This window comes from Bradyrhizobium sp. Kon56, from assembly GCF_055807635.1.
On the sequence record NZ_JBVVOU010000002.1, the window covers coordinates 357,052 to 377,849 of the forward strand.

The 20,798-nt window shown below is 63.3% G+C and carries 19 protein-coding genes, 1 tRNA gene and 2 pseudogenes; 11 read left to right on the forward strand and 11 right to left on the reverse strand.

All coding sequences use genetic code 11. From position 1 onward, the window contains the following. Nucleotides 1-3: 3 nt before the first annotated feature. The 7 genes and pseudogenes from AC0L3B_RS04830 (at nucleotide 4) to AC0L3B_RS04860 (ending at nucleotide 7,686) form a co-directional block, all read left to right on the forward strand. On the forward strand, nucleotides 4-714 hold the full coding sequence (locus AC0L3B_RS04830; RefSeq protein ID WP_473380093.1) for an LptA/OstA family protein: 711 nt from the start codon (nucleotides 4-6) through the stop codon (nucleotides 712-714). A 266-nt stretch (nucleotides 715-980) separates the two neighbouring features. Beyond that, nucleotides 981-1,979, forward strand: coding sequence for an LPS export ABC transporter ATP-binding protein (gene lptB / locus AC0L3B_RS04835; RefSeq protein WP_018455742.1), 999 nt, complete (start codon nucleotides 981-983; stop codon nucleotides 1,977-1,979). 90 nt (nucleotides 1,980-2,069) lie between these two features. After that, nucleotides 2,070-3,683 carry an RNA polymerase factor sigma-54 gene (gene rpoN, locus AC0L3B_RS04840; protein WP_085349908.1) on the forward strand — a complete coding sequence of 538 codons (1,614 nt, stop codon included), beginning with the start codon at nucleotides 2,070-2,072 and terminating at the stop codon, nucleotides 3,681-3,683. Between the two features lie 81 nt (nucleotides 3,684-3,764). Further along, entirely contained in the window at nucleotides 3,765-4,382 is a 618-nt protein-coding gene (gene hpf / locus AC0L3B_RS04845; RefSeq protein WP_026233016.1) for a ribosome hibernation-promoting factor, HPF/YfiA family, read from the forward strand. A gap of 238 nt (nucleotides 4,383-4,620) precedes the next feature. Then, on the forward strand, nucleotides 4,621-5,082 hold the full coding sequence (ptsN, locus tag AC0L3B_RS04850) for a PTS IIA-like nitrogen regulatory protein PtsN (RefSeq protein WP_018455745.1): 462 nt from the start codon (nucleotides 4,621-4,623) through the stop codon (nucleotides 5,080-5,082). Between the two features lie 450 nt (nucleotides 5,083-5,532). Continuing rightward, a pseudogene (locus AC0L3B_RS04855) lies at nucleotides 5,533-6,667 on the forward strand (O-antigen ligase family protein). Further along, nucleotides 6,664-7,686 (forward strand): glycoside hydrolase family 5 protein, encoded by a 1,023-nt coding sequence (locus tag AC0L3B_RS04860; RefSeq protein WP_085349906.1) that lies wholly within the window; start codon nucleotides 6,664-6,666, stop codon nucleotides 7,684-7,686. Before AC0L3B_RS04855 ends, AC0L3B_RS04860 begins: the two are co-directional and overlap by 4 nt. 165 nt (nucleotides 7,687-7,851) lie before the next feature. On the opposite strand, the gene AC0L3B_RS04865 is transcribed toward AC0L3B_RS04860, so the two are convergent. The 8 genes from AC0L3B_RS04865 to AC0L3B_RS04900 form a co-directional block, all read right to left on the reverse strand. Then, nucleotides 7,852-8,124 carry a BQ00720 family protein gene (locus tag AC0L3B_RS04865; RefSeq protein WP_473380094.1) on the reverse strand — a complete coding sequence of 91 codons (273 nt, stop codon included), beginning with the start codon at nucleotides 8,122-8,124 and terminating at the stop codon, nucleotides 7,852-7,854. Between the two features lie 51 nt (nucleotides 8,125-8,175). Then, the gene (locus tag AC0L3B_RS04870) at nucleotides 8,176-8,601 is read right to left on the reverse strand and encodes an Hsp20 family protein (protein WP_007598583.1); all 426 of its coding nucleotides are present in this window, start codon (nucleotides 8,599-8,601) and stop codon (nucleotides 8,176-8,178) included. A gap of 294 nt (nucleotides 8,602-8,895) precedes the next feature. Then, nucleotides 8,896-9,975, reverse strand: coding sequence for a sn-glycerol-3-phosphate import ATP-binding protein UgpC (locus AC0L3B_RS04875; protein ID WP_085362033.1), 1,080 nt, complete (start codon nucleotides 9,973-9,975; stop codon nucleotides 8,896-8,898). A 5-nt stretch (nucleotides 9,976-9,980) separates the two neighbouring features. Further along, nucleotides 9,981-10,829: a sn-glycerol-3-phosphate ABC transporter permease UgpE gene (ugpE, locus tag AC0L3B_RS04880; RefSeq protein WP_027514732.1), complete on the reverse strand. Its 849-nt coding sequence runs from the start codon at nucleotides 10,827-10,829 to the stop codon at nucleotides 9,981-9,983. After that, a complete protein-coding gene (ugpA, locus tag AC0L3B_RS04885; protein WP_018455751.1) occupies nucleotides 10,829-11,710 on the reverse strand; it encodes a sn-glycerol-3-phosphate ABC transporter permease UgpA in 882 nt (293 codons plus the stop codon). The genes ugpE and ugpA overlap by 1 nt, the downstream gene beginning before the upstream one ends. Before the next feature lie 47 nt (nucleotides 11,711-11,757). Next, the gene (gene ugpB, locus AC0L3B_RS04890) at nucleotides 11,758-13,074 is read right to left on the reverse strand and encodes a sn-glycerol-3-phosphate ABC transporter substrate-binding protein UgpB (RefSeq protein ID WP_085349940.1); all 1,317 of its coding nucleotides are present in this window, start codon (nucleotides 13,072-13,074) and stop codon (nucleotides 11,758-11,760) included. Nucleotides 13,075-13,294: 220 nt separating this feature from the next. Further along, complete coding sequence (locus tag AC0L3B_RS04895) at nucleotides 13,295-14,512, reverse strand: CaiB/BaiF CoA transferase family protein (RefSeq protein WP_026233020.1); 1,218 nt, start codon at nucleotides 14,510-14,512, stop codon at nucleotides 13,295-13,297. 175 nt (nucleotides 14,513-14,687) lie between these two features. Next, nucleotides 14,688-15,113: an organic hydroperoxide resistance protein gene (locus tag AC0L3B_RS04900; protein WP_007598424.1), complete on the reverse strand. Its 426-nt coding sequence runs from the start codon at nucleotides 15,111-15,113 to the stop codon at nucleotides 14,688-14,690. Nucleotides 15,114-15,268: 155 nt separating this feature from the next. Here AC0L3B_RS04900 and AC0L3B_RS04905 point away from each other — a divergent pair, with 155 nt between their 5' ends. Then, the gene (locus tag AC0L3B_RS04905; protein WP_018455754.1) at nucleotides 15,269-15,730 is read left to right on the forward strand and encodes a MarR family winged helix-turn-helix transcriptional regulator; all 462 of its coding nucleotides are present in this window, start codon (nucleotides 15,269-15,271) and stop codon (nucleotides 15,728-15,730) included. 16 nt (nucleotides 15,731-15,746) lie between these two features. On the opposite strand, the pseudogene AC0L3B_RS04910 reads toward AC0L3B_RS04905, so the two are convergent. The 3 genes and pseudogenes from AC0L3B_RS04910 to AC0L3B_RS04920 form a co-directional block, all read right to left on the reverse strand. Then, nucleotides 15,747-15,988, reverse strand: a pseudogene (locus AC0L3B_RS04910) (GIY-YIG nuclease family protein). 135 nt (nucleotides 15,989-16,123) lie between these two features. Next, a tRNA-Ala gene (locus AC0L3B_RS04915) sits at nucleotides 16,124-16,199 on the reverse strand. Nucleotides 16,200-16,265: 66 nt separating this feature from the next. Then, a complete protein-coding gene (locus AC0L3B_RS04920; protein ID WP_007598417.1) occupies nucleotides 16,266-16,676 on the reverse strand; it encodes a TIGR02300 family protein in 411 nt (136 codons plus the stop codon). 112 nt (nucleotides 16,677-16,788) lie between these two features. Here AC0L3B_RS04920 and aroA point away from each other — a divergent pair, with 112 nt between their 5' ends. The 3 genes from aroA (at nucleotide 16,789) to rpsA (ending at nucleotide 20,795) form a co-directional block, all read left to right on the forward strand. Continuing rightward, nucleotides 16,789-18,186 (forward strand): 3-phosphoshikimate 1-carboxyvinyltransferase, encoded by a 1,398-nt coding sequence (aroA, locus tag AC0L3B_RS04925; protein WP_143273208.1) that lies wholly within the window; start codon nucleotides 16,789-16,791, stop codon nucleotides 18,184-18,186. After that, nucleotides 18,183-18,821: a (d)CMP kinase gene (gene cmk, locus AC0L3B_RS04930; protein ID WP_018455758.1), complete on the forward strand. Its 639-nt coding sequence runs from the start codon at nucleotides 18,183-18,185 to the stop codon at nucleotides 18,819-18,821. Before aroA ends, cmk begins: the two co-directional genes overlap by 4 nt. Before the next feature lie 267 nt (nucleotides 18,822-19,088). Next, nucleotides 19,089-20,795, forward strand: coding sequence for a 30S ribosomal protein S1 (rpsA, locus tag AC0L3B_RS04935; RefSeq protein WP_027566167.1), 1,707 nt, complete (start codon nucleotides 19,089-19,091; stop codon nucleotides 20,793-20,795). The last annotated feature ends 3 nt before the right edge of the window (nucleotides 20,796-20,798 follow it).

Here is a 20,798-nt window from a genome sequence, read left to right on the forward strand (position 1 = left end):
TTTATGATCAGGTTTTTTCCGCGCAACAATGACAAGCGGCGCGTCATCCCAGGTGCGGCCGTGCTCGCCGTCGGCATCGCACTGGCCGCAACGGGTGCGGCCATCGCGCAGAGCACGATGCAAGGCGTGCCCAACGCGATGCAGGGCTTCTCCCAGAACCGCGATCAGCCGATCCAGATCGAAGCCGCCTCGCTCGAGATGCGTGACAAGAAAAAGGAAGCGACCTTCTCCGGCAATGTGAAGGTCATTCAGGGCGACACCACCATGACCTCGAAGACGCTGGTGGTGTTTTACGATTCGGGCGGCGACAAGCCGGCCACGCCACAGCCTGCGGCAAAGGCGGCAAAGGGGGCGCCGATGCAGTCGGCGACGCCGGGACCGGGCGGCAACTCCTCGATCAAGCGACTGGAGGCGCGCGGCAATGTCGTCGTCACCCAGAAGGACCAGGTGGTCACGGGCGAGACCGCCGTGTTCGACACCCGCACCAACCTCATCACCATGCTCGGGGGCGTCGTCTTGACGCAGTGCAAGAACGTGCTGCGCGGCGACCGGCTGGCGGTCGACATGACCACGGGCGTGTCGCGTGTGGAATCCGATAGCGGCCGGGTGCAGGCGCTGCTGCCGCAGGGCGGCGGCAATGATTGCGGATCCGGAGGCGCGGGCAAGCCCGGCGCGGGACCTCTGCAATTGCCTGGCGCAACTAAACCCAAATAAGTCAGCGTAGACCCAAGCCCGTCAAAGTAAATTTGAAGAATGATTTCAGACGCTTGGGTCGATCATCGCCGATCCGAGGTTGAAGCTTGCGTGCCGAGACTGTATCTAGCGCGAAGGGCTTTCGAAGCGGGCTTCGCCGCTTTTCGGGCGTGTTTCACTGGGCATGAGACATCCCTTCATTCATGCTGCGTCGGCGAATCCTGAAGCCGGCGCGGCAGATCGCGCGAAGACCGCGCAGGATCGTCGCGAAAGGCTAGAAGGCGGGGATGGTCGATCTCTTCAGCATGTTCCGTCGGCGCCCCGCCAAACGCGGCCGGCCAGGATTTGCGCGCCAGGACATCACCGCGCTCGCTGACAGCGTCGGCGGCCTCGTGGCCAGCCCTGTCAGGGACGCGCCGCCGATCGCCCGTAACCAGCCGATGCACGCACCCGATCAGTTCCAAGGGGACTATCAAGCCGAGCAGCCCCGGGCCCAGGCGGTTCATCCCGTGAGGGCTGCCGGCAGGCCCAACGGTTCCGGCGGGCCTCAGCTCTTGAAGCGGCCGGGCTTCCTGGCTGTGCATAGCGTGGAAAAGAGTTTTGGCAGCCGCCAGGTCGTGCGCGGCGTCAGCATCTATGTGCGCCGTGGCGAAGCGGTCGGCCTGCTCGGCCCCAACGGCGCCGGCAAGACCACCGTGTTCTACATGATCACCGGCCTGATCAAGGCCGATCGCGGCGCGATCGAGCTCGACGGCCACGACGTCACCAAGCTGCCGATGTATCAGCGCGCGCGGCTCGGGATCGGCTATCTGCCGCAGGAGGCCTCGATCTTCCGCGGTCTCACCGTCGAGCAGAACATCCGCGCGGTGCTCGAAGTGGTCGAGCCGTCGCGCAAGAAGCGCGAGCAGCAGCTCGACTCGCTGCTCGACGAATTCAACATCACGCGCCTAAGGAAATCGCCGTCGATTGCGTTGTCCGGCGGTGAGCGGCGCCGCGTCGAGATCGCGCGCGCACTGGCGACGCGTCCGAACTACATGCTGCTCGACGAGCCCTTTGCCGGCATCGATCCGATCGCGGTCGGCGACATCCAGGACCTCGTCCGCCATCTCACCAACCGCGGCATCGGCGTGCTGATCACCGACCACAATGTGCGCGAGACGCTCGGCCTCACCGATCGCGCCTACATCGTCTATGCCGGTGAGATCCTGACCGAGGGGAGCCCGGATGAGATCGTCGCCGATCCGGACGTGCGCCGCCTTTACCTTGGCGAGGAATTCCGCCTCTAGCCCGTTTTTCCAATTCGTCAAGACGTGTACATCGGGCTTGGACTAGGATAAGCAAAAATCGGACCAACTTTTGGGATCGGTTCTTGCTTCATGGCGCTTTCGCAGAGATTAGAGTTCCGGCAATCGCAGTCGCTGGTCATGACGCCGCAGTTGATGCAGGCGATCAAGCTGCTGCAATTGTCCAATCTCGATCTCACGACGTTCGTCGAAGAGGAACTCGAGCGTAATCCCCTGCTGGAACGGGCCAATGACGAGCCGCCCGCGGGCGAGGGCCCGGCCGAGACCGGCCAGTTCAATGACAGCGACGGCGGCCACAACGACGAGCCGGGCGGCGGCCCGGGCGAAGCCTTCGAGCCCGGCCAGGAAGAGTGGATGAGCAAGGATCTCGGCACCCGCGCCGAGATCGAGCAGACCATGGACACCGGGCTGGACAACGTCTTCTCCGAGGAACCGGCCGAGGCGGCCGCGCGCAACGCCCAGGATGCGGCGCCGACCACCTATACCGAATGGGGCGGCGGCGCCTCCGGTGACGAGGACTACAATCTCGAAGCCTTTGTCGCCGCGGAGACCACGCTCGGCGACCATCTCGCCGAGCAGCTCTCGGTTGCCTTCACCGGGGCCGCGCAGCGCATGATCGGCCAGTATCTGATCGACCTCGTCGACGAAGCCGGCTATCTGCCGCCGGATCTCGGCCAGGCCGCCGAACGGCTGGGCGCATCGCAACAGGACGTCGAGAACGTTCTTGCCGTACTGCAGAAATTCGATCCGCCCGGCGTCTGCGCGCGCAATTTGAGCGAATGCCTGGCGATCCAGCTCCGCGAGCTCGACCGCTACGATCCCGCGATGCAGGCCCTGGTCGAGCATCTCGACCTCCTCGCCAAGCGCGACATCGGAGCCTTGCGCAAGGTCTGCGGCGTCGACGATGAGGACATCGCCGACATGATCGGCGAGATCCGCCGGCTCAATCCCAAGCCCGGCATGAAGTTCGGCACGGCCCGGCTCCAAACCATGGTGCCCGATGTCTATGTCCGCCCGGGACCCGATGGCGGCTGGCATGTCGAGCTCAACAGCGACACCTTGCCGCGCGTGCTGGTCAACCAGACCTACTATTCGCAGCTCTCGAAGAAGATCGGCAAGGACGGCGACAAATCGTATTTCACCGATGCGCTTCAGAACGCGACCTGGCTGGTGCGTGCGCTCGACCAGCGCGCCCGCACCATCCTGAAAGTCGCAACCGAAATCGTGCGCCAGCAGGACGGCTTCTTCACCCATGGTGTGGCGCATCTGCGACCGCTGAATCTGAAGGCCGTCGCCGACGCCATTCAGATGCATGAATCCACGGTGTCGCGCGTCACCGCCAACAAATACATGGCGACCAATCGCGGCACGTTTGAGCTGAAATATTTCTTCACGGCCTCGATTGCCTCGGCCGATGGCGGCGAGGCTCATTCGGCCGAAGCCGTGCGCCACCACATCAAGCAGCTGATCGATGCGGAGGCGCCCTCCGCGATCCTGTCCGACGACACCATCGTGGAACGCTTGCGCGGCTCGGGCATTGATATCGCCCGCCGCACGGTCGCGAAGTACCGCGAAGCCATGCGCATTCCTTCCTCGGTGCAACGCCGTCGCGACAAGCAGAGCGCTCTTGGTAACGTCGTCTCCACCGCCATGGCCGATCGCTCCCGCAATCCCGAACCGGCCTGATTGCGCCGGCGCCAAATCGCGCTACTCTCGATCTGCTATCGGGCCCAAATCCAGGCCAGGCACGAACCAAGTGAGGTTCACATGACTCTCCGCATCTCGGGAAAGAGCGTCAACGTCGGCGAGGCCCTGCGCGGCCGCGTCAACGACCGGACTGAAGAGGTCCTGCGCAAATATTTCGACGGCAATTACTCTGGTCACATCACGCTGAGCAAGGACGGCTTCGGCTTCCGCACCGACTGTGCGCTGCATCTTGATTCGGGAATCACGCTCGAGGCCGATTCCAACGCACCGGACGCCTATGCCAGTGCCGACCAGGCGCTGGTGATGATCGAGAAGCGGCTCAAGCGCTACAAGAGCCGGCTCAAGGATCGCTCCGCCCGCAAGGCCCATGTCGCCTCCGCGGCGCTGGCCGCGATGGATGCCACCAGCTACGTGCTGGAGGCACCGGGCGAGGGTGAGGATGAGGACGAGATCACCGGCTACAGCCCCGTCATCATCGCCGAGGCCACCACCTCGCTGAAGCCGCTGTCCGTGAGCGAAGCGGTCATGGAACTCGACCTCAGCGGGGCGCCCTGCCTGGTGTTTCAGCACGGCTCCTCCGGCCGGGTGAACATCATTTACCGCCGGGCCGACGGCAATGTCGGCTGGATAGACCCCCCGGGGGTCAAGACGGACGGCAAGGTGGGTGGCAAGGCGTGAGGCCGTCGGGCGACGCTCTGGGGGCCCCGCACCGGGGCCCCTTTCCGCCTTAACAATGACCGGGGCAAAGCTGCACGCGGGAGTTGGCACCGGGATTGCGTTGGAGTAGAAGCCCCCCACATCAGGGGCGAGCTAAGTCCGCCTCCTGCTTCATCTTCTTGACGTCGGCCCGCCCAGGTTCTTTGTCCAGGCTGGCCAATTCGGAACCTGACGTTTTCATTCACCTCGGAAAACTTCCATGCCGATTACCGATCTGGTCGCGCCCGAGGCGATTCTCCCGGCATTGAAGGTCAACAGCAAGAAGCAGGCGCTTCAGGAACTCGCGGCCAAGGCCGCCGAGTTGACCGGGCAGAACGAGCGTTCCGTGTTCGAGGTACTCCTGCAACGCGAGAAGCTCGGCACCACTGCGGTCGGCTACGGCGTCGCCATTCCCCACGGCAAGCTGCCCAAGCTGGAAAAGATCTTCGGCATGTTCGCCCGCCTCGATCGCCCGATCGATTTCGAATCGATGGACGGCCAGCCGGTCGATCTCGTCTTCCTGCTGCTCGCCCCCGAAGGCGCCGGTGCCGATCACCTCAAGGCGCTGGCCCGCATCGCCCGCCTGCTCCGCGACCAGGACATCGCCAAGAAGCTCCGCGCCTCGCGCGATGCCCAGGCGATCTATTCGGTGCTCGCGCTGCCGCCGGCGACCGCGGCGTAACTCCCCTCCTTCTTGCAGGATAAGGCCCGATCGATTCTGGCACCTGGATTGCGCGGCGCGCAGCAATCTCGTCATGCTCATCTTGATCTCGAAGGTAGAAGACGCGAATATCTTCCCGTTTGAGACGTAGGGCATATGGGGCGGCCCTCACATCGTTAAGGGCCGTTCGCCGTTATGGACTGAGTGCACGTGACTGGGAATGGAAGGGCGCCGCTGCACATCGGTGCCGGGGCGGAAGAGCGGCCCGCGGCCGTGCTTCAGGGCGGTCAGCTTGGCGCCGGACTGCATACCGCAGCGGACTCCGATGCATATGAAAGCGCGATCTGGAAAGCGCCAAGCGCCGGCGTGGAACGGCTGGCCAGAAACGTGATCCGCAGCTCGATCACCGTGAACGTGATCGCATCAATGGGTGTTCTTCACCCCGCATTACTACCTTCAGAGTGGAGCTATGTGCAGCAGGCGGTCGCGCTGCTGATGTGGATCGTCTCGATCTATGCCAGTGTCTTCGTACGGCCGCGCGTCCGGATCCAGCCCAATCCAGATCTCATCGCGTTGGTCACATTTTATGCCCTCGCGGCCGTTTCCGTTCTCTGGACCACGCTTTCCATCGCAGCGATCATGAAGAGCGTTGCACTTGTGGTGACGACTTTCGGTGCGTATTGCCTCATCACGTCGTATCGACATCGACGAGATCGTCGGATCCACGGCGCTCGGGCTGTTCGTTCTGGTCGCCGCCTCGGCGTTGTGCGCCGTCTTCGTGCCCGAGATCGGCGTCGACCAGAGCTGGATGCACAACGGCCAGTGGCAAGGAATCTACGAATCGAAGCAGACGCTCGGCTTTATCAGCGCATATCTGATGTTCTTTGCCTGTTATCAGAAGATCACGGGGCCGGGATGGATTGCATTCCTCGTGTCGCTTGTTCTGGCATCGACCTGCGTCATCGCCTCGGAGTCGCGTGGTGCCGGCGCTGTCGCATTCGCGGCGGGCGGGCTGCTCGTGACTTCCATGTGGTCGATCCGCTGCATGAAAATCTATGCGGTGTTGCCATTCATCATGTGCATCCTGGCCGCTCTGCTGATGCTGTATTTTTACGTGACGGGGTACGATTCCATCCGTCTCGGCGAGGCGACCGTCGATTTGACCGAGCGGACCTTCATTTGGCAGTACGCCATCGGCCATTTCAACGATGCGCCGCTGCTGGGCTTCGGCATCAACGGATTCTGGACGCGCCCCGCGATCTACGACTATTTCAACCAGAATCATGGCTGGGTGCTCGACAATTATCATAGCGGTTACATCGCGGTCGCGATTGAAACTGGATTTCTGGGATATTTGCTGTTCGTCACGAGCGTTTATCTGTTCTCGGAAAAGGTCCTCTATTTAATCGCCACCCGGTCGATCGATCGGTATCACTGCGCGCTGATCATCGGCTTCGTCGTCCTGAGCTTTCAATCGAACTTCACGGAGACGATGTTTCTTCGCTCGACAATGTTCACGTCGGTGCTGCTCGTCGCATTCTTCTTCGCAGTGTGCAGGCCGGTGCCCCAGCAGGGGCCTGCAGCAATGACGGGGCAAACAGGATGAATGCCATCCGCGTCCGCTGGACGATAGCCTTTCGTCTTGTCTTGGCACTATCCGTGCTTCCGATCTGCTTCCGGACCGAGGCAGCCGGACAGGCCAACACGCCCCCTGCTCCAAAATTGGGGCGCGGCATCAACATCCTCGGCTACGACGGCGTCTGGGAGGGAGGCCGAAACGCGCCATTTCGTCTGGACAACCTCACTGCGATCAGACGCGCCGGGTTCTCGCACGTTCGGATCAATTTCTTCGGCTTTAAATTCATGAATCCGGAGAAGGTAATGGATGAAGTCGTCTTGAGGCGGCTCGATGGCGTCATCGAGGAAGTGCTCGCCCGAAATCTCATCCCCATCCTGGACGAGCACGATACCCATGTTTGTCAGCGCGACATCTCCGAGTGCACAGACAAGCTGAAATCGTTCTGGACCCAAATCGCCGCGCGCTATGCCGGGAAATATCCAGCACTTGTCTTCGAGGTCCTCAACGAGCCGGGCGGGCAGATGTCGTCCACCGGCTGGAACGGCCTTCTGAACGAGTGCCTCAGCATCATCCGCGCCACCAATCCCCGGCGGACGGTCATCGCTTCGGTTCTCAACGTCGACGAGATGCCGGTCGAGGACCTGGTCCTGCCGTCGGATGACCGGAATCTGATCGTCACGTTTCACTATTACGCGCCGATCCGTTTCACCCATCAGGGCGCACCGTGGTCGCCCACATTCTCGCGAATCGGCCCGCTCGACTGGGGTACCCCGGAGGATAAACAGAAGGCCCGCGCCGATTTCGAGAAGATTCGGTCCTGGTCCCAAAGAGAAAAGCGCCCGATCTATCTCGGCGAGTTCGGCGTGTACGAGGCCGCTCCAGCCGAAGCACGGACCAGATATCTGTCATTCGTGGCGCGGAGCGCAGAGCGGCTTGGCTGGGCTTGGGCCTATTGGCAGTTCGATCATGATTTCGCGGCCTTCGACAGCGCGCGTCAAGCCTGGAAGCCGGACATCCTGCGGGCACTGCTTCCGGCCGGGCGTTGAGGTGCATCCGGGACGCGAGCCATCGCCGCACACTGCGTCATTGCGAGCGAGCGAAGCAATCCAAAATCTTGCCACGGAAAGATTCTGGATCCCCCAAAGCAAACGGGCAGGCCTTCCTGCGAAGGCATGCCCGCTTGAAACCCTATTCGTGCGACGCGCGCGTGCTCAGTGCACGCTCACCGCTTGCAGCTCGTGGCTCCAGGCGTTGGCGATCGCGGCTTCGCGGCTGTCGGTCAGCATGATCGGCGTGCCGTCGGCGGCGTGGAGCGCGAAGAGCTTGAGGCCCGGCGCGATCTTCGGCGCTTCGGGAAACAGGCCCGGCACATCCTCAGAGCGGATCTGCTTCACATAGGCGATATGGCCTTCGCCGAGGGTTGCCAGCGTCTCCGGCGAGACGTTCTTGGCTTCGTATTCGAACGCAACGTGACCTTCACTCATGGTCTCGACTCCTCTCTCGAAACTAAGCGGTCGAGTCCGCTACTCGTTCCATTATTCGTGCTCATTGATAGCGATTGTCTTAACGATCCTCTCCGGTTCCGGCCGGGCAAGATCGATCGCCAGCAATCCGTTCTTCAGATCCGCACCCAGCACCAGCATCCCCTCCGCCAGCACGAAAGTGCGCTGGAAGTGGCGCGCGGCGATGCCGCGATGGATGTATTGCCGGGTCTTGTCGTCCTGCTGCCGCCCGCGAATGACGAGCTGGTTTTCCTCAATGGTTACATCGAGTTGGTCGCGGGTGAATCCGGCGACCGCCAGCGTGATCCGCAGACGCTCGGGCTGGCCCTCCGACCGGTCGCACCTCTCGATATTGTAGGGAGGGTAACCGTCGGCGCCTTTGACGACCCGATCGAGCACGCGCTCGATCTCGTCGAAGCCCAGAAGGAAGGGACTGGAAAGCGTGGGAACACGAGACATAGTTTACAAAGTCCTCTCGAAGCGACTTTGGTGCATCAGGGCCCGTACAGGCACCCCTTGATCAGCAATATGGGCATATCCGCGTGTGGGTTCAAGGACGTAGCCGGGGCTGTGGACTGGCAGCTCACCCGCTCTGCCATGCACAAAAGCTGACTTGTCGCCATGGCGCGAAACGCCTGCCACAAGCCGGCCCGACGAAATTGCGGTGTGATTTTTCTCAACAAAAACAAACCCCCTTCTACTGTGCATGGGGTTGTTTTCGCGTTTTTTAATCGACGGCCCAGCGGAACCCGGTCAGGCCTCGATCCGCGTCCGCCCATCGCCGCTGAACAGATGCAGCTTTTGGCGCATTGCTGCGACGCGGATCTTCTCGCCGATCGGCGGCGCCTCTGAGCCGGGAATGCGGACGATGACCTCGCCGGGCGGCAGTTCGCCGGGGTTGGCGGCGATGCGCTGCTCGTCCTGGGCCCGCGTGCCGTAAACGAAGGTTTCGGCGCCGACGCGCTCGATCGCTTCCACGGTGAGCGGAAGGGCGACGCCGCCGGCCGGGGTCTGGTCGGTGATGACGAAATCCTCCGGGCGAATGCCGAGGATGCCGGCGTCGGTGCTGCCGAGCTGCGACTTGATCTCGTCGGCGCGAATGGACATCAGATTCATCGGTGGCGCGCCGATGAAGGAGGCGACGAAAGTCGTCGCCGGCTTCTCGTAGATCGCCAAGGGATTGCCGACCTGCTCGACCTGGCCGCCATTCATCACCACGAGAATGTCGGCGAGCGTCATCGCCTCCAGCTGGTCGTGGGTGACGTAGACCGAGGTGGTGTTGAGCCGGCGCTGCAATTTGCGGATCTCGACCCGCATCGCGATGCGGAGCTTTGCGTCGAGGTTGGACAGCGGCTCGTCGAACAGAAACACCTTCGGCTGGCGCACGATGGCGCGGCCCATGGCGACGCGCTGGCGCTGGCCGCCGGAGAGCTGGCGCGGCTTGCGCTCCAGCATCGAGGTGAGCTCGAGCACGCGGGCGGCTTCGTCGACGCGGGTCTTGACCTCGGCCTCCTTCATGCCGCGGTTGCGCAGGCCGTAAGCCATGTTGTTGAAGACGCTCATATGCGGATAGAGCGCGTAGTTCTGGAACACCATCGCGATGTCGCGGTCGGCGGGCTCGATCTGGTTGACGATGCGGCCGCCGATGTCGATCTCGCCGCCGGTGACGGTTTCGAGGCCTGCGACCATGCGCAGCAATGTCGACTTGCCGCAGCCGGAGGGCCCGACCAGCACGCAGAACTGGCCGTCGCCGACATCGACGTTGACGCCCTTGATGGCCTCGAAGCCGCCGGGATAGGTTTTGCGGACGTTGCGCAGGGTGACGTTAGCCATGGGATTTACTTTTCCGTCTCCACGAGTCCGCGCACGAACAGTTTCTGCATCACGACGACGACGAACACCGGCGGCAGCATCGCGAGCACGGCCGTCGCCATCACGATCGGCCATTCGGTCAGCGCGTCGGTGGTGGTGATCATCTTGCGGATGCCGACCTGGATGGTCTGCATGTCGTCGCGGGTGGTGATCAGCAGCGGCCAGAGATATTGATTCCAGCCGAGGATGAAGAGGATCACGAACAGCGCCGCCATGTTGGTGCGCGACAGCGGCAGCAGCGTATCCCAGAAGAAGCGCAGGGGACCGGCGCCGTCGATGCGCGAGGCCTCCAGCAGCTCGTCCGGCACAGTCATGAAGAACTGGCGAAACAGCAGCGTCGCGGTGGCGGAGGCGATCAGCGGCAGTGACAGGCCCGCATAGCTGTCGAGCATGTGCAGATCGGCGACGATCTTGTAGGTCGGATAGATGCGCACCTCGACCGGCAGCATCAGCGTGATGAAGATGATCCAGAAGATCGGCATCCGGAAGGGAAAGCGGAAATAGACGATCGCGTAGGCCGAGATGATCGAGATCGCGATCTTGCCGACCGCGATCAGCAGCGCCATCACCAGCGAGTTCAGCATCATGTTGCCGACGGGCTCGCGGGTCGATCCGCTCGTGCCGACGAAAATGGTCTGGTAGTAGACCTCGAAGAAATGGCCGCCCGGCAGCAGCGACATCTGCCCGTTGGCGATCAGCGCGTTGTCCTGGGTCGAGGCGACGAACGCGATGTAGACGGGGAAGGCGACGACCGCGATCCCGATCCAGAGGATGATGTGGGCGATGTAGCGCCGGAAGCCCTCTTCCTCGACCATCAGTAGGTCACCTTGCGTTCGACGAACCGGAACTGGATTCCGGTGAGCACGATGACCATGACCATCAGGATCACCGACTGCGCCGCCGAGCTGCCGAGATTGCCGCCGAGCAGGCCGTCGGAATAGACCTTGTAGACCAGCGTGACCGTCGACGTTCCGGGGCCGCCGCGGGTCATCGTGTCGATGATGCCGAACGTGTCGAAGAAGGCGTAGACGATGTTGACCACCAGCAGGAAGAAGATGGTCGGCGACAGCAACGGGAAGGTCACGGTCCAGAACCGCCGCATCGGACGGGCGCCGTCGATCGCGGCGGCCTCGAACACGCTCTTTGGGATCGCTTGCAGGCCGGCGAGGAAGAACAGGAAATTATAGGAGATCTGCTTCCACGCGGCGGCGAGGATGATCAGCGCCGCGGCCTGATCGCCGTCGAGCAGCGGATTCCAGTCGACGCCCATATTGCGCAGATAGCGCGAGAGCACGCCGAGCGAGGGATGCAGCATGAAGATCCAGAGCACGCCGACCACGGGCGGTGCCACCGCATAGGGCCAGATCAGGAGCGTGCGGTAGAGCATCGAGCCACGCAGCGGCTTGTCCGCCATCACGGCGAGCAGCAGCGCAAAGGACAGCGACGAGACGGCAATGGCGAACGAGAACAAGAAGGTCCGGACGATCGCCTCGAAATAGGCTGCGTCCTTGAACAGCTCGACGTAATTCTCGAACCAGACAAAGGTGGTCGACAGACCGAACGCATCCTGGAGCAGGAAGGACTGGATCACCGCCTGCAGGGCCGGCCAATAGAAGAAAATCAGGACGATCGCGAGCTGCGGCGCAACCAGCGCGTACGGTAACAGTCTTGACTGGAAGATGGCTTGCTTTTGCATGATGCCAGCAGAGCGGCAGGCCGGGTCGCGGCCTGCCGCTCATTGCCTCACTTGACGGCGGTCTTTTCGAACTGCCGCAGCATCGTGTTGCCGCGCTCGACGGCGGCATCGAGCGCCTGCTTGGCGGTCTTCTTGCCGGCCAGCGCCTGCTCAATCTCTTCCGACCAGACGTCACGCAGCTGCACCATGTTGCCGAGGCGCAGACCGCGCGAATTCTCGGTCGGCTCCTTGTTGGTCAGCTCGAGCAGCGGGGTCTCGAGATAGGGCTGATCCTTGTAGAAGCCTTCTTCCTTCGCCTTGGCGTAGGCCGCCTTGGTGATCGGCAGGTAGCCGGAGGCCTTGTGGATGTAGACCTGGCGATCGGTGTCGGAGAGGAAGGTCAGGAATTTCGCGACGCCCTTGTATTCCTCGGCCGACTTGCCGCCCATCACCCACAGCGAAGCGCCGCCGATGATCGAGTTCTGCGGCGCGCCCTTGACGTCCGGATAATACGGCATCGGCACGGCGGTGAAGTTGAACTTGGCCTGTGCCTTGACGTTGCCGAAGAACGCCGACGAGGTCAGGTAGATCGGGCATTCGCCGGAGGTGAAGCGACCCTCGCCGGTGTTGGTGCGGCCGGCGTAGTCATAGGTCTTGGTCTTCTGCAGCTCGACCAGGGTTTCGAGATGCTTGACCTGAAGCGGTCCGTTGAACTCGAGCACGGTGTCGAAGCCGTCGAGGCCGTTGGCCTTGCTGGCGAGCGGCACGTTGTGCCACGCCGAGAGCTGCTCGAGATTGACCCAGGTGATCCAGGAGCCCGAGAAGCCGCAGGTGTCATGACCGGCAGCCTTCAGCTTCTTGGCGGCCTCGAACGTTTCGGGCCAGGTCTTCGGGATCTCTACGTTCGCCTTCTTCAGCTCGTCGAGGTTCACCCACATCACGGTCGAGGACGAGTTGAAAGGGAAGGACAGCATCTCGCCCTTCGACGTCGAATAATAGCCGGTGATGGCGGGCAGGTAGATCTTGGGGTCGAACTTCTCGCCGGCGTCGGCCATCAGCTTGTAGACGGGCTTCACGGCGCCGGTCGCGGCCATCATGGTCGCGGTGCCGACTTCGAACACCTGCATGATGTGCGGGGCGTTGCCGGCGCGGAACGCCGCGATGCCGGCGTTCATCGTATCGGGATAGTTGCCCTTGTAGGTCGGGATCACCTTGTAGTCGCTCTGCGACGCGTTGAAGTCGGTGGCGAGCTTGACGATGACGTCGTTGTTGGCGCCGGTCATCGCGTGCCACCACTGGATTTCGGTCACGGCCAAGGCCGGCGAGGCCGACAGTCCAATCGTGAGTGCAATAGCGGCAGCCGCTCCAAAATGTCGAAGAGCCATCAAGTAAACCTCCCTTGGGCCGTCAAAAATGATCGCTTGCGCTAGCAGCGCCATATGACGTTCACATGACTGTGTAAGCGGCCGAAACGAAAGCGGCAAGCGCTGGAAAAGGGAAGCCGTCAAATAGGCGAATGCCGCGCGCGCAGCGTCCTCCGTTCGCGGTGCACAGAGCGCCCGCACCGCACTGCGGCATTGCCGTGGGATGTGGAAGGCGAGGGCGCTAGCGCTTGCGCTCGGGGCCGCAGACAGTGCCCTGCTCGACCATCGCGTCGATCTCGGACCTGGAGTAGCCGAATTCGCCCAGGACCTCGGCGGCGTGCTCGCTGAATTTCGGCGGCAGGCGCCGCAGGCTCGGCTTGCTGCGGTCGAGCCGGATCGGCGACGCCACGCCTTTGTACCAATCCTTCTCGATAATATCGCCGCGCGCGATCGTGTGCGGGTTGGTCAATGCCTGGTCGATCTTCTGCACGGGGCCGGCGGGCAGGCCCGCGGCGAGCAGGCGATTGCACAGCGGCTCGGCCTCGTGCTGGCTGAACACGGCGGCAAGCTCGGCCCGCAGCGCCTCGCGATTGCCGATGCGATCCTTGTTGCGCGCAAAGCGCGGATCGGTGCCGAGCTCGGGCTTGCCGATCTCCTTGGCGAGCTTGCGGAAGGTGCCGTCATTGCCGACGCCGATGAAGATGTCGTCGGTCTTGGTCGGGAAGATCGCATAGGGCACGAGGTTGGGATGCTCGTTGCCGGTGAGCGACGGCGGCTTGCCATGCATGAAATAATTCGCGGTGTGCGGATGCATGATGGCGAGACCGGTCTCGTACAGCGTGGTCTCCAGGAACTGGCCCTGGCCCGAGCGCTGCCGCTCCGACAGCGCCATCAAGATGCCGATCGCCGCATAGAGGCCGGTGCCGATGTCGACCAGCGGCACGCCGATCCGCATCGGTCCGCTCTCGGGCGAGCCGGTCGCCGCGATCATGCCGGTCATGGCCTGGATGATGGCGTCATAGCCGGGATTGCCGCCGCGCGGGCCGTCGGCGCCGAAGCCGCAGATCCGGCAATGCACGAGGCGCGGAAATTTCTCGCGTAACACCTCGTTGCCGATGCCCCATTTCTCCAGCGTGCCCGGCTTGAAGTTCTCGATCAGGACGTCGGCGCTCTCCAGCATCTTGAGCAGCACGGTCCGGCCGCCCTCGGAGGCGAGGTCGAGGCCGATCGAGCGCTTGTTGCGGTTGATGCCGATGAAATAGGCCGCGTCTTCCTCGTGGAAGGGAGGGCCCCAGTCGCGTACCTCGTCGCCTGCGGGCGGCTCGACCTTGATCACGTCGGCGCCATGGTCGGCGAGGATCTGGGTGCAATAGGGGCCGCCGAGCACGCGCGTCAGATCGATGACGCGCAGGCCGCTCATTGCACCCATGGCAGCTCCAGAACTGGCGGCTTCAGTCATGCCTTCGCGTCCCCTGTGTCGATGTGATCACAGGCCTAACGAGGTTCGTCCGAGCCGGCAATGGCTTCGCGCGTAGGGCGTCATGCAGGCCGCTCGCCGCAATCCCGCGAGATGGCAAATAAAGGGAAGCGGCCGGCCCGGGGGTATCCCGGGCCAGCCGCTTCACCGAAACCGGTCAGACCACCGTCAGGCGGACGTCGACATTGCCGCGCGTCGCGTTGGAATACGGGCACACCTGGTGCGCCTTCTCGACCAGCGCCTCGGCTTCCGCGCGGGCGAGGCCTGGCAGCGAGACGGCAAGGTCGATGTCGAGACCGAAGCCGCCGGCCGCGCGCGGGCCGATGCCGACGGTCGAAGTCACGGAGGCGTCGGCCGGAACCTTGGGGCCGCCCTGCGAGGACACGAACTTCATCGCGCCGATGAAGCAGGCGGCATAGCCCGCAGCAAACAGCTGCTCGGGATTGTTGCCGGCGCCGCCTCCGCCGCCGAGCTCCTTCGGCGTGGTGAGCTTGACGTCGAGCGCGCCGTCCAGGGTCGCGGCATGGCCGTCGCGGCCGCCGGTGGCCTTTGCGCTGGTCTTGTAGAGGACGTTCACTGACATTTTTGTCTCCCTGTGTTTTCGGGGTGGGGGCGCCATCTTTATCGCAGGCAATTAGATTGCGCGCAATTGAAATTATAGCGTCTCACATTTAATTGTTCGCAATTGAATGTAGCGACGGCCGGCCCCAGAATGGAGCAAGTCCTGTGAGATTCTCGATGCCCCGGAAACATTCGGCAGCGGACGCGCCGCTGCGCCTCGACAACCAGATCTGCTTCGCGGTCTATTCCGCCGCGCATGCGTTCAACCGCGTCTACAAGCCGCTGCTGGACCGGCTCGGCCTGACCTATCCGCAATATCTGGTGATGCTGGTGCTGTGGGAGCGCGACGACGTGCCGGTCAAGAGCATCGGCGAAAAGCTGCACCTGGATTCGGGCACGCTGACACCGCTGCTCAAGCGGCTCGAGGCGGCCCACCTCGTCAAGCGCACGCGCTCGAGCGAGGACGAGCGTCAGGTGCTGATCGCGTTGACGCCGCAGGGCCAGGCCTTGAAGGACAAGGCGCGGGCCGTGCCGCAATCGATTCTGGCGGCATCGGACTGCTCGGTCTCGGAGCTTGTCGCGATGAAGGACGAGATTGTGGCGTTGCGCGATCGGTTGAATGCGGTGATCGGGGAGTAGGGTTAGAGGTGCGCTCTTAGGACAGCCGCTTCTTTGTGAAGGCTCGGCCGGAGTGAGACTTCAGGTAGGTTCAAAAGCGAGCGCTTTGTGCTTGTCAGGGAAGGCGCAGTACCAGATCAGCTTCCAAGGCTTGAACTTGGCAGTGTGGGTGGATTTGCCAGCATTGTGCTCTGGAAACCGGCGCTTCAGATCTTCCGTAGCCCCAACGTATTCCTGCTCGGGAAATTCGATGCTGCGGAGGATGTAGACGTACCACATTGACGATTATCGCCCGGGCAGCCGCTGCGTGGGAGTCTCACCAGTCCGTCTTCGCCCTTCGGGCTTCGCCGGACACCACGCTTCGCCCTTCGAGCTCCGCGCGGCTGCGCCACGCGTAGCCCGAAGGGCGAAGCGTGGTGGAGCCAGGCGGGATCGAACCGCCGACCTCTTGCATGCCATGCAAGCGCTCTCCCAGCTGAGCTATGGCCCCTTAACCGTCCGACGCGCCTTGGGCGACGCGTCGGGAAAGACCCAGAACCACAGTTCTGGAATTATCTCAAGTCTCTTCGTCACCGCCGACATCACCAATGATGTCGGTGACGTCCTCATCGCCTTCTTCGTCGTCGGCGATAAAGGTCGAATCATCGTCGTCATCGTCCTCGATAGTTTCATCGACTTCGATGTCGTCCTCGGATTCGGGCACGACGGCCTTGACCTTGCCGGTGTTCTCCTCGGCATCGGCCTCCTCGAGCGAGACCTCCTCGACCTCCGCCGGCTCTGGCGTGGCGTCGGCGGCAGCGGCTGCGTGACGGGCTTCGGCACCGCGGGGTGCGCGAGCCGGCGCGATGGGCGCGATCGGCACGACTTCACCGGTATAGGGCGAGATCACCGGATTCTTGTTGAGGTCATAGAACTTTTTGCCCGTGGTCGGGCAAATACGTTTAGTTCCGAGTTCGGACTTGGCCACGGCAGAGGAATCCTGGAAATGTCTGAAAAGCGGTGCCTCACTTGGCTAGTTGGCGGCCCGCTGTCAATAGCGCATTGCGGGAGAACGACATGCCCGTGACGGCGGGGAGACCATGTGGTACCTGCCCCGCGAGTCCCACAGGGACGTTTCGGGCCTACCCAAGGACACAAACTTGACCGATTCCGACAAGCCGACGCCGCTCCAGTCGCGCGCCAGCGGTCCCCTGACCGGGAAAGTAAGGGTGCCCGGAGACAAGTCGATCTCCCACCGTGCCCTCATCCTCGGCGCGCTCGCGGTCGGAGAGACGCGGATTTCGGGCCTCCTGGAGGGCGAGGACGTCCTTAACACCGCCAAATCCATGCAGGCGCTCGGCGCCGGGGTCGAGCGTACCGGAGATTTCGCCTGGAAGGTGAACGGCGTGGGTGTCGCAGGCTTCGCGGAGCCCAAAGCGCCGCTGGATTTCGGCAACTCCGGCACCGGCTGCCGGCTCGTCATGGGCGCCGTCGCCGGCTGTCCGATCTCCGCGGTTTTCGACGGCGATGCCTCACTGCGCAGCCGGCCCATGCGCCGGATCCTGGATCCCCTGGAAAAGATGGGCGCGAAGGTCGTCTCCGGCGGCGCGGGCGGCCGTCTGCCGCTGACCGTCCAGGGTGCGCGCGATCCGCTGCCGATCACCTACAAGACGCCTGTGGCCTCGGCCCAGATCAAATCCGCCGTGCTGCTCGCGGGCCTGGCCGCGCCGGGCGCCACGACCGTCATCGAGACCGAGGCCAGTCGCGACCACACCGAACTGATGCTCAAGCATTTCGGCGCCGAGATCACCTCAGTGCAAGAAGGTCAGCACGGCCGCCGTATCACGCTCGTGGGGCAGCCGGAGCTGCATGGCGCCAATGTCGTCGTGCCCGCCGATCCCTCGTCGGCGGCGTTCCCTATCGTTGCTGCGCTGATCGTCGAAGGCTCCGAAATCGTCCTGTCCGACGTCATGACCAATCCGCTGCGCACCGGTCTTTTCACCACGCTGCGCGAAATGGGTGCCTCGATCGAGGAAAGCGAAGTTCGTGGCGACGCTGGCGAGCCGATGGCAAAGCTGCGGGTACGCGCCTCGAAATTGCGCGGTGTCGAGGTGCCGCCGGAGCGTGCACCGTCGATGATCGACGAATATCTGGTGCTGGCGGTGGCGGCCGCCTTTGCCGAGGGCACGACCATCATGCGCGGCCTCCAGGAGCTGCGCGTGAAGGAATCCGACCGTTTGGAGGCCACCGCCGCCATGCTCCGCGTCAACGGTGTCAAGGTCGAGGTCTGCGGCGACGATTTGATCGTCGAAGGCCGCGGCCACGTTCCCGGCGGCGGCGTGGTGGCCACCCACATGGATCATCGCATCGCGATGTCCGCGCTGGTGATGGGCTGCGCCTCCGATCAGCCGGTAACCGTCGATGACACCGCCTTCATCGCCACCAGTTTTCCGGATTTCATCCCGATGATGCGTTCGCTTGGGGCCGATTTTTCATGATCATTGCCATCGACGGGCCCGCGGCGTCGGGCAAGGGCACCCTCGGCAAGCGCCTTGCCCACCATTACGGCTACCGTCACCTTGATACCGGCGTGATCTATCGCGCGGTGGCCTATTCCCTGATGCAGTCCGGTCATGATCTCCGGGACGAGGCGGCGGCGGTCGCTGCGGCGCTGGAACTCGATCCCGAAAAGTTCGGCAATCCCGCCCTGAAGACCCAGAAGGCCGGCGAGGGCGCCTCGATCGTCTCGGCGATCCCCAAGGTGCGCGAGGCCCTCATCAACTTTCAGCGGCAATTCGCCGCCGATCCGCCCGGCGCCGTGCTCGATGGGCGCGATATTGGAACCGTGATCTGCCCCCATGCCGACGTGAAGATCTTCGTCGTCGCCGACCCCAAGGTCCGTGCCCGCCGCCGGACCATGGAGGCCAAGGCGCGGGGCGAGGAGGCGGACGAGGCGGCCGTGCTCGCCGATATCATCCAGCGCGACGAGCGCGACAAGAACCGGGCGATCGCCCCCCTGAAGCCGGCTCCGGATGCTTACTTGCTAGATAACTCCCAACTGGATATAGAAGGCGGCGTCCGGGCCGCCATCGACATTATCGAGGCCGTCCGAGCGGGCCGGTCGCGGGGTTAAGCCGCTGCCGTCATTGGAGGAAGCGCCCGCTCCCGCTCTTTGAGGTCGATACTCTCGGTCCCTGCTCGGGGCCGACGCGATCCAGGTTCCGGACAAAAGATTTCCACGTATCGAACGCGCGGGCCTCAGCCGGCCCGCTTCCGCTGTTCCGCCCTCCAGGTCGGAGCAGCGAGCGGTCGCTCGAAGGTTCTGCGGACCTTCCGACACTGCGCGTACGGTGCGCCCAAGAACCCAACGGCCGGCATGACATCCGCAACTGGAGAACAAATGGCTTCGACTTCTGCTGATACCTATAGCCCGTCGCGCGACGATTTCGCCGCGATGCTCGACGAGTCCTTCGCAGGCGGCAACCTGCAGGAAAGCTCAGTCATCAAGGGCAAGGTTGTTGCAATCGAAAAGGACATGGCCGTCATCGACGTCGGCCTGAAGACGGAGGGCCGCGTTGCCCTGCGCGAATTTTCCGGCCCCGGCCGTGACAGCGAGCTCAAGGTCGGCGACGAGGTGGAAGTGTTCCTCGATCGGATCGAGAACGCCCTCGGCGAAGCCGTGCTGTCGCGTGACAAGGCGCGCCGCGAAGAGAGCTGGGGCAAGCTCGAGAAGGCCTTCCAGAACAACGAGAAGGTCAACGGCGTCATCTTCAACCAGGTCAAGGGCGGCTTCACCGTCGACCTCGACGGTGCCGTGGCCTTCCTGCCGCGTTCGCAGGTCGACATCCGTCCGATCCGCGACGTTGCGCCGCTGATGAACAACTCGCAGCCGTTCCAGATCCTCAAGATGGACCGCCGCCGCGGCAACATCGTCGTGTCCCGCCGCACGGTTCTCGAAGAGACCCGCGCCGAGCAGCGTCAGGAGCTGGTGCAGAACCTCGAAGAGGGTCAGGTCATCGACGGCGTGGTCAAGAACATCACCGATTACGGTGCGTTCGTTGATCTCGGCGGCATCGACGGTCTGCTGCACGTCACCGACATCGCGTGGCGCCGCGTCAACCACCCGACCGAGGTGCTCTCGATCGGCCAGACCGTGAAGGTCAAGATCATCAAGATCAACCACGAGACGCACCGCATCTCGCTGGGCATGAAGCAGCTGTTGGACGATCCGTGGCAGGGCATCGAAGCCAAGTACCCGCTGGGTGCCCGCTTCACCGGTCGCGTCACCAACATCACCGACTACGGCGCGTTCGTCGAGCTCGAGCCGGGCATCGAAGGCCTGATCCACGTCTCCGAGATGTCGTGGACCAAGAAGAACATGCACCCCGGCAAGATCGTTTCGACCTCGCAGGAAGTCGAAGTGCAGGTGCTGGAAGTCGATTCCGTCAAGCGCCGCATCTCGCTCGGCCTCAAGCAGACCATGCGCAACCCGTGGGAGGTCTTCGTCGAAGGTCACCCGACCGGTTCGACGGTCGAGGGCGAGGTCAAGAACAAGACCGAATTCGGTTTGTTCCTGGGCCTCGAGGGCGACGTCGACGGCATGGTCCATCTCTCCGACCTCGACTGGAAGCAGCCGGGCGAGCAGGTGATCGACAACTACAAGAAGGGCGACATGGTGAAGGCCGTGGTGCTCGATGTGGACGTCGAGAAGGAGCGCATTTCTCTTGGAATCAAACAGCTTGAAGGCGACCCCTTCGCCGAGCCGGGCGATGTCAAGAAGGGCGCGGTCGTGACCTGCGAAGTGATCGAAGTGAAGGAGAGCGGCATCGAGGTGAAGATCACCGGTACCGACTTCACCACGTTCGTGAAGCGCTCGGAGCTCGCTCGTGACCGCAACGATCAGCGCGCCGAACGCTTCGCCGTCGGCGAGAAGGTCGATGCCCGCGTGATCCAGTTCGACAAGAAGGCCCGCAAGGTCCAGGTGTCGATCAAGGCGCTCGAAGTCGCCGAAGAGAAGGAAGCCATCGCGCAGTACGGCTCTTCCGATTCGGGAGCAACGCTCGGCGACATCCTCGGCACCGCGCTCAAGAACCGCGACACCAAGTAAGCG

Bases quoted from the DNA above. Each gene is read 5' to 3' on its own strand.
- aroA (WP_143273208.1), top strand. From the start codon at position 16,789: ATGTGGTACCTGCCCCGCGAGTCCCACAGGGACGTTTCGGGCCTACCC.
- AC0L3B_RS04860 (WP_085349906.1), top strand. From the start codon at position 6,664: ATGAATGCCATCCGCGTCCGCTGGACGATAGCCTTTCGTCTTGTCTTG.
- AC0L3B_RS04905 (WP_018455754.1), top strand. From the start codon at position 15,269: ATGCCCCGGAAACATTCGGCAGCGGACGCGCCGCTGCGCCTCGACAAC.
- rpoN (WP_085349908.1), top strand. From the start codon at position 2,070: ATGGCGCTTTCGCAGAGATTAGAGTTCCGGCAATCGCAGTCGCTGGTC.
- ptsN (WP_018455745.1), top strand. From the start codon at position 4,621: ATGCCGATTACCGATCTGGTCGCGCCCGAGGCGATTCTCCCGGCATTG.
- AC0L3B_RS04895 (WP_026233020.1), bottom strand. From the start codon at position 14,512: ATGACTGAAGCCGCCAGTTCTGGAGCTGCCATGGGTGCAATGAGCGGC.
- ugpB (WP_085349940.1), bottom strand. From the start codon at position 13,074: ATGGCTCTTCGACATTTTGGAGCGGCTGCCGCTATTGCACTCACGATT.
- rpsA (WP_027566167.1), top strand. From the start codon at position 19,089: ATGGCTTCGACTTCTGCTGATACCTATAGCCCGTCGCGCGACGATTTC.
- ugpA (WP_018455751.1), bottom strand. From the start codon at position 11,710: ATGCAAAAGCAAGCCATCTTCCAGTCAAGACTGTTACCGTACGCGCTG.
- lptB (WP_018455742.1), top strand. From the start codon at position 981: ATGGTCGATCTCTTCAGCATGTTCCGTCGGCGCCCCGCCAAACGCGGC.
- cmk (WP_018455758.1), top strand. From the start codon at position 18,183: ATGATCATTGCCATCGACGGGCCCGCGGCGTCGGGCAAGGGCACCCTC.
- ugpE (WP_027514732.1), bottom strand. From the start codon at position 10,829: ATGGTCGAGGAAGAGGGCTTCCGGCGCTACATCGCCCACATCATCCTC.
- AC0L3B_RS04900 (WP_007598424.1), bottom strand. From the start codon at position 15,113: ATGTCAGTGAACGTCCTCTACAAGACCAGCGCAAAGGCCACCGGCGGC.
- AC0L3B_RS04875 (WP_085362033.1), bottom strand. From the start codon at position 9,975: ATGGCTAACGTCACCCTGCGCAACGTCCGCAAAACCTATCCCGGCGGC.
- AC0L3B_RS04830 (WP_473380093.1), top strand. From the start codon at position 4: ATGATCAGGTTTTTTCCGCGCAACAATGACAAGCGGCGCGTCATCCCA.
- hpf (WP_026233016.1), top strand. From the start codon at position 3,765: ATGACTCTCCGCATCTCGGGAAAGAGCGTCAACGTCGGCGAGGCCCTG.
- AC0L3B_RS04870 (WP_007598583.1), bottom strand. From the start codon at position 8,601: ATGTCTCGTGTTCCCACGCTTTCCAGTCCCTTCCTTCTGGGCTTCGAC.
- AC0L3B_RS04865 (WP_473380094.1), bottom strand. From the start codon at position 8,124: ATGAGTGAAGGTCACGTTGCGTTCGAATACGAAGCCAAGAACGTCTCG.